Origin of the sequence: Corynebacterium sp. HMSC034H07, from assembly GCF_001815175.1 — a bacterium.
Classification (GTDB): domain Bacteria; phylum Actinomycetota; class Actinomycetes; order Mycobacteriales; family Mycobacteriaceae; genus Corynebacterium; species Corynebacterium hiratae.
The window spans coordinates 1-4,683 of the sequence record NZ_KV819517.1 but is presented as its reverse complement, the minus strand read 5'-3'; the positions used below and the strand labels follow the sequence as shown (position 1 = coordinate 4,683).

General features: G+C 64.7%; 5 protein-coding genes and 1 pseudogene. 3 read left to right on the top strand and 3 right to left on the bottom strand.

The features are described from left to right. A pseudogene (locus HMPREF3009_RS13690) lies at window positions 1-241 on the top strand (hypothetical protein); the annotation flags it as partial. A gap of 434 nt (window positions 242-675) precedes the next feature. Here HMPREF3009_RS13690 and HMPREF3009_RS04140 read toward each other — a convergent pair. The 3 genes from HMPREF3009_RS04140 to merA all read right to left on the bottom strand — a co-directional run bounded on the left by HMPREF3009_RS04140 (window position 676) and on the right by merA (window position 3,764). After that, entirely contained in the window at window positions 676-1,632 is a 957-nt protein-coding gene (locus HMPREF3009_RS04140; RefSeq protein WP_070447000.1) for a cytochrome c biogenesis CcdA family protein, read from the bottom strand. Continuing rightward, window positions 1,629-2,111, bottom strand: coding sequence for a TlpA family protein disulfide reductase (locus HMPREF3009_RS13685; protein ID WP_082254455.1), 483 nt, complete (start codon window positions 2,109-2,111; stop codon window positions 1,629-1,631). Before HMPREF3009_RS13685 ends, HMPREF3009_RS04140 begins: the two co-directional genes overlap by 4 nt. A gap of 228 nt (window positions 2,112-2,339) precedes the next feature. Beyond that, the gene (gene merA / locus HMPREF3009_RS04130) at window positions 2,340-3,764 is read right to left on the bottom strand and encodes a mercury(II) reductase (RefSeq protein WP_046648249.1); all 1,425 of its coding nucleotides are present in this window, start codon (window positions 3,762-3,764) and stop codon (window positions 2,340-2,342) included. 108 nt (window positions 3,765-3,872) lie between these two features. On the opposite strand from merA, the gene HMPREF3009_RS04125 reads away from it, so the two are divergent. Next, complete coding sequence (locus tag HMPREF3009_RS04125) at window positions 3,873-4,262, top strand: heavy metal-responsive transcriptional regulator (protein ID WP_004601215.1); 390 nt, start codon at window positions 3,873-3,875, stop codon at window positions 4,260-4,262. 33 nt (window positions 4,263-4,295) lie between these two features. After that, on the top strand, window positions 4,296-4,532 hold the full coding sequence (locus HMPREF3009_RS04120; protein WP_070680184.1) for a hypothetical protein: 237 nt from the start codon (window positions 4,296-4,298) through the stop codon (window positions 4,530-4,532). The last annotated feature ends 151 nt before the right edge of the window (window positions 4,533-4,683 follow it).

The window sequence follows — 4,683 nt, the reverse complement described above, 5'->3', positions numbered from 1 at the left end:
CGGCAAGCGTGCCCGCACGAAGACCATGCGCGACAAGGCCCAGGAGACGACTGATTCTGAGCGGATCCGCCAGTGAGACAAAAGAAGTCTCTAAGCTTCGTGAAGAACGCGACATCCTGCGTAAGGCCGCGAAGTATTTTGCCGAAGAGACACGCTGGTAATCCGCTTCCAGTTTGTCTATGACCATCGAACCGAGTACTCGGTCAAGCGGATGTGCCACGTGTTAAAGCTCAATCGCTCGGGCCTGGCCTCTACCCTTGAGGCCATGGGCTTTTAGGCAACCTCCTCAACCACTACACCCCACTTCTACCCCGAGAAATATAGACACCATCAGCACAAACACTAACCATGTTATGTCCATAGGGTTTTTGGACATAACACAGCTCCACTAAGCCAGGAGGCCTAGCTATTTCACAAGACCGAAAGTGCCACCAACGTCACGGTCGAGTACAACTAGTGGGTGTCACTGTGGCTTTCCGAAGTCCACCACACTGACGTTCCCGTCATTGCGGGGGCGGTACAGAGGGCTCCTGACGGATTGCCCGAAGTCCTCTGCACGAATTGACTTCCGGCCTGATGCCGCTGTACCAACCTGTCCTGATAGGCGGGCGCCTCGTTTGCCAGAAGATGGGCAAGGTTCCCCCTCCCCCTTGCTTTTTGGGAGTCCTCGGCCAGCTACGGGATCGTGCCTGGCCGGTCCTCGGTCGAGTTGTTGTCCGGAGTTGGTGTGCAGCAGTCGGGTTCCCCGCTTTGCCCGGGGCCCTCGCCTGTGGGCGGCGTTCCCTGTCTGATGCGCAGTCTCCTGCGCCGGTTGAGGGCGGCCAATGCCGATGCGAGCACCACGGCTGCGGCGAGGGCTGCGATCAGGGTGCTGTTGTCGCTGATCCAGGCGCTGGCGGCGGCTGACCATACGGCGAGGCTGTTGGCCTGTGCGGTTCCGCCGGTGGCGGCGGGATACCAATACCAGCTGAGGTAGGCGCCGGTTATGGTGAGGATGAAGGCGGCGATGCGGTTGCTGTGCTTGGCCAGGCCGGTGATTCTTCGCCCGAGGGCGGCCCCGGCGATGGCCGTGCCTGCCGAAACGAGCATCAGGACAGTGGCCGAGCCTGCGGCGTAGGCGGCGAAGACCGCGAGCAGCCCGGCGTAGCTGGCGACGGCCTGGGCTTGGGCGATCACGGCCAGGAGCACCCCGAGGGTGCAGCCGAGGGATGCTGCGGCGTATCCGATCCCGAAGGCCACCATGCGCCCGGTTTTGTGACCTGCCCCTGCGGCTTCTTGTGTGCGGGGTTTCTTGGCCCAGGCCGGCAGACGGAGCCGTGGTGTGAGTCCGGTGAGCATGGCCAGGCCCAGCAGGAGAAGGATCACCCCGGTGGCCATTCCCAGCCAGGGCGCTGCGCTGATCAGGGTCCTGGCGCCCGCGCTGACGATCAGCCCGAAGGCTGCCAGGGTCCCGGCGAAGCCGAGGCTGAGCGCGAGCCCGGCCCGGAGCCCGTGGGCCAGACGCAGCGCGAGCGGGCGCGTCCGGGCGTCCCCGATGGTCTGGGCTATCCAGGCGGGCAGGAGGGCGAAACCGCAGGGATTGACCGGGGCAATCATTCCAGCGGCGAAGGCCAGGGCAAGCAGGGCTGTCATTGGGCACCGGCCTTGGTGAGTTCTTCTTGGATCTTTTCCGCAGACGGGTCGGTGGCCCGGAAGGTAACGTCGCCCTTCGCGTCGACCACCACCAGGGTGCTTATGGAGGTGACCTTGTACTGGGTGGTCAGTGTGGCCTCGGTGTCGATGACGGCAGGGAGCTCAGGGGCCTTGATGTAATCGCGGAATCCGTTGATGGTCTCCTTCGGTTCTCGGGGGTCCACGTCCACCAGGAGGTAGTCGGCCGAGCTTCCCAGGGCCGTGGAGGCCTTGTTCAGGGAATCGGCCCCTTCCACACACTCACCGCATCCGGCAGAGAAGAAGAACAGTGCTGCGGGCTTACCGTCCGGGATGGTCCGGGTAGTGCCGTCAATGTCGGAGACCGTAACAGCAACGGCACCGGCCGCGTCGGGCGACGAACCGCCTGGCGCGGCCGACGGGCCGCTCGGTGAGCTGGCGCAGGCGGTTGTCAGTGCCATGACCGCTGCCAGAAACAGGGCGGAGGCGAGGTGCCTGGGCCGGGGAACGGACAGAGAACGGCGGGATCTCGGGTATGTCATAGTGTCTGGTGGTTCCTTCCAGGAATGGGGATGGGGACTCAGGCGGTACCGTGGTCGGTGCGGTGGTGCTCGGGGACAACAGATAGGTGAGGGCCTGGTCGGTGGCGGTCAGGGCATTCCTTTGCTTCGGTAGTGGGGGCTTGGAGCTCAGGCGCAGCAGGAGAGCTCGGAGACGTCGGTGGTGAAGGCCTTGGCGGCGATCCTGATGCCCTCGGCCATCGTCAGGTAGGGGCTCCAGGCGGCGGCGACCTGCGCGGTGGTCATGCCCGCTTCGAGGATGTAGACGCCGGCGGCGGCGATTTCCCCGGCGTCCTTGGCCACCGCGGAGAGGCCCAGGATCCGTCCGGTGTCGCGGTCCGCGACAACCTTGATGAAGCCGCGGGTGTCGCGGTTGACCACGGCTCGCGGCACGTACTCCAGGGGGAGGACCCGGCACTCGCAGCTGATCCCGGCGGCGACAGCTTCCTTTTCCGTCATCCCGACCGCCCCGATGGCGGGACTGGTGAAGGTGACCCGGGGCAGGTGCCGGTAGTCGACCTCGGCCAGGGCATCGGTGAACGCATTGTCCACGGCCAAGGCGCCGTGGGCCGCTGCGACGTAAACGAACTCCCGATGGCCGGTCGCGTCCCCGGCGGCCCAAACCCGCGGGTTGGACGTGGCCAGGCGGGAATCGACCACGATCTCGCCGGATGCGCCGGTCTTCACCCCGACGGCGTCAAGGTCCAGTCCCTCGGTCACCGGGCGGCGGCCCAGTGCCACGAGGATGCGGGAAGCGCGGAACACCTCCTCGCCCCCGGCCACGTTTGCCGTCACCGAGACCCCGTCCGGGCCGGAGGCCACGGAGTCGGCCATGGCCCGCCGGACCACCCGGATCCCCTCGTCGGCGAACACCCCCGCCAACGCCTTGGATGCCTCCGGTTCCTCCTGCGAGGCCAACCGGGAACGGACCAGCATGGTCACCCGGGAGCCCAGCCGGGAGAAAAGCTGTGCCATCTCCAGGGCAACATAGCCTCCGCCCAGGATCAGCATTGATTCGGGCACCTCGTCCAGTTCCATCGCCGTCGTCGAGGTCAGGTACCCGGCCTCGGCCAGTCCGGGAACGGGCGGCACGTAGGGTGCGGAGCCAGTGGCCACGAGGTAGTGCCCGGCCTCGATCGTTCTCACTGCACCATCCGGGGAGATCACCCGGAGCAGCGGTGCGTCCTGGGTTCCGGTGAACGACGCGTCCCCCGAGATCATCGTCCACCCGTAGTCCGCGGCCAGATCGACGTACTTCTCCGTGCGCATGCTTTCAACCAGCGCGGCCTTGCCCTGAATCAGGGCCGGCATGTCCACCGGGCCCGCCGAGGCCGCCACCCCAGGGAAGCGGGCCGAATCCAACGCCACGTGGCGGGCCTCCGCGGCAGCCAGGAGCGCCTTCGACGGGACGCAGCCCGTGTTCACGCATGTCCCGCCCACGGTGCCGCGCTCCACCATCACGACGCGCTTGCCCAGTCCGGTGGCCCGGATCGCGGCCGCAAACGCTCCGCCGCCGGAACCAATAATCGCCAGATCGAACTTTTCGTTTGTCATTCCAGATGTCTCTTCCCTGTGGTTCAAAAGTTCCTATGGAACCATTGTGAACCTTCCAGTACAATGGAAGGTCAAGTGTGGTGGCCATTGGAAGGGGAATCGGCGAACATGAGGATCGGACAGCTTGCGGAAGCAACCGGAACCACGACCAAGACCCTGCGGTTCTACGAGGAGTCGGGGCTGCTCCCTCCGGCCGAGCGATTGGCCTCCGGCTATCGGGACTACGCCGAGGATGCCGTGGGTCGGGTCGGGTTCATCCACCGGGGCCAGGCCGCCGGGCTGACCCTCGCCCAGATCCGCCAGATCCTCGACATCCGCGACGGCGGCCAGGCGCCCTGCGAGCACGTGCGCGACCTGCTTGACGTGCGCCTCGCTGAGATCGAGCAGCAGATCGCGCAGCTCTCCGTGCTGCGCGACACTATCGCGGACCTCAGACAGGACGCCGCACACCCGGACCCTGAAACGTGCAGCACCGATCAAGTGTGTAGGTACTTGTAATCCAATTGGGCACACCTCCTTAGCAACCACGCTATGCGAGAGTTGCAGCTCGACGAGAGCCAGGATGACAGGATTAACCGCCAGGAGCTATCTATAAATAGGGACTATTTCTTACCTGGAAGTAACATTTTGGCGGTTGAGGATAATACCTTTGGTGCATTTAGAGCCAAAGTAAAAATAGTCCCCTACGGGAAGACGGAAATAAGACAGTTCCCGGTGGACAAGAACAGTCTTCGCGAGCAGGTAGTTGGTGGGCCCTTGCGTTCATAATTCTGTGCACCATCACCACCATGATCGACAGGCGAAAACCAGGTTCTTCGGGTGGGTTGGCCCGCCTTCGGCCCAGTTGTGTCGGTAATCCAACTGGCTGAGAAAAGCAGGCTCGCCACAGCCGCCGACCCGGCAGGTACCGTCGCGGCCT